Origin of the sequence: Xenorhabdus sp. NBAII XenSa04 (genome assembly GCF_963866145.1) — a bacterium.
Taxonomy (GTDB): Bacteria; Pseudomonadota; Gammaproteobacteria; order Enterobacterales; family Enterobacteriaceae; genus Xenorhabdus; species Xenorhabdus indica.
In genome coordinates, this window is record NZ_CAWMEB010000145.1 from 1 (window position 1) to 1,174 (window position 1,174).

Here is a 1,174-nt window from a genome sequence, read left to right on the forward strand (position 1 = left end):
GACCCCATCGGGCTGAAAGGCGGCCTTAATCCTTACGGGTATGTGCATAACCCGCTGTCTTGGGTTGATCCGCTGGGATTAGCAGGAGACGATTGCGATAAGCTGCTTAAGCAGTCTTCCAAAAAAACTGTTCCTCCGATAAATGATGAGCATGTTTTCCACGGAGAAATCAATAAAAAAGGTAAAGCTGTTGGTTTTCATTATGAAGGTCTTCATCACGGAAAAGCACGGATCGTTGAAATTACAAATCCTCCAAATGCTCAAGGTGTTTACCGTGGTAAAGTTGAAATATTTAACGCCAAAACAAATGAGTGGCAGCCTAAGGTAGCCAAATCGACGTTTTATCCTAAATCTTGGAGTCCTCAACAAGTCACAGCAGAAATTAAAGGTGCTTTCCAAAATGGTGCTGTTGATCCAAGTGGAAAATGGACTGGTGTATCTCCAAGTGGTGTGAAAATAGAAGGGTGGCTTGATGCTTCAGGAAAGATCAATACAGCTTACCCATTATATTAAAAAACAAATGGAAAAAATAAAATGAAATTTTTAATCGCAGAAGACGGATATCCTACAGTAGAAATTGATTATGAACGTCATGTATTGGCTGATTTTTTAATAGGAGATGTGCAGGCGGATGTCTCTTATACTGATGAATTAATTTCATTATGTGATTCTGTCAGCAATGGTGAATCATCACTATGGGAAGGCACTGGCAATGCCCATACTGTTACCATTAAACCAGACAGTGTCGAAATTTTTAACGAATACACAGAAGAAAGTCTTGAGATCGCAACCATAGAAGAATTCAAAAGTTATCTTGAAAAGTGGAAAGAGTTACTTCTGAGTAGAGAATAACCACGAAAAAACCGGAAAGATCCCGGTGATCTTCCGGCTTTCTTCTTTTTAAGAGCCGCTCAGTTCCTGCCCTTAGCGGCTTTTGTAGTCGCCAAGCAGTTCCCGCATCCGCAGCTTAATGCCACTGAGCTGGTCTTGCTGGCGCTGATACTGTTGCTTCATGGTGCGGGTGTCGTCGCTGTCAGGAATAAGCACTAAACAACCCGCCATAATCTTGACGGTGAGTGTGCCGCCAATCTCAAACCCCGCCGCCTTAAGCCATCTTCCCGTTAAATTTATCGCGGGTCGGGGGTTCGGCCTGCCATTTTGCGGCACGTATCCC

General features: G+C 43.4%; 3 protein-coding genes. 2 read left to right on the forward strand and 1 reads right to left on the reverse strand.

Annotation, left to right across the window (positions count from 1 at the left end; genetic code table 11):
* Together AAC147_RS06760 and AAC147_RS06765 are read left to right on the forward strand one after the other, a co-directional pair.
* On the forward strand, positions 1 to 513 hold a 513-nt coding region (locus tag AAC147_RS06760), incomplete at its 5' end, for an EndoU domain-containing protein (protein WP_197056436.1).
* Positions 514 to 534: 21 nt separating this feature from the next.
* Positions 535 to 852, forward strand: a complete 318-nt coding sequence (locus AAC147_RS06765) for a YacL family protein (RefSeq protein ID WP_047686074.1) — start codon at positions 535 to 537, stop codon at positions 850 to 852.
* 72 nt (positions 853 to 924) lie between these two features.
* On the opposite strand, the gene AAC147_RS06770 is transcribed toward AAC147_RS06765, so the two are convergent.
* Positions 925 to 1,174: SymE family type I addiction module toxin (locus tag AAC147_RS06770; RefSeq protein WP_047686077.1), on the reverse strand; the 250-nt coding region annotated here is incomplete at its 5' end.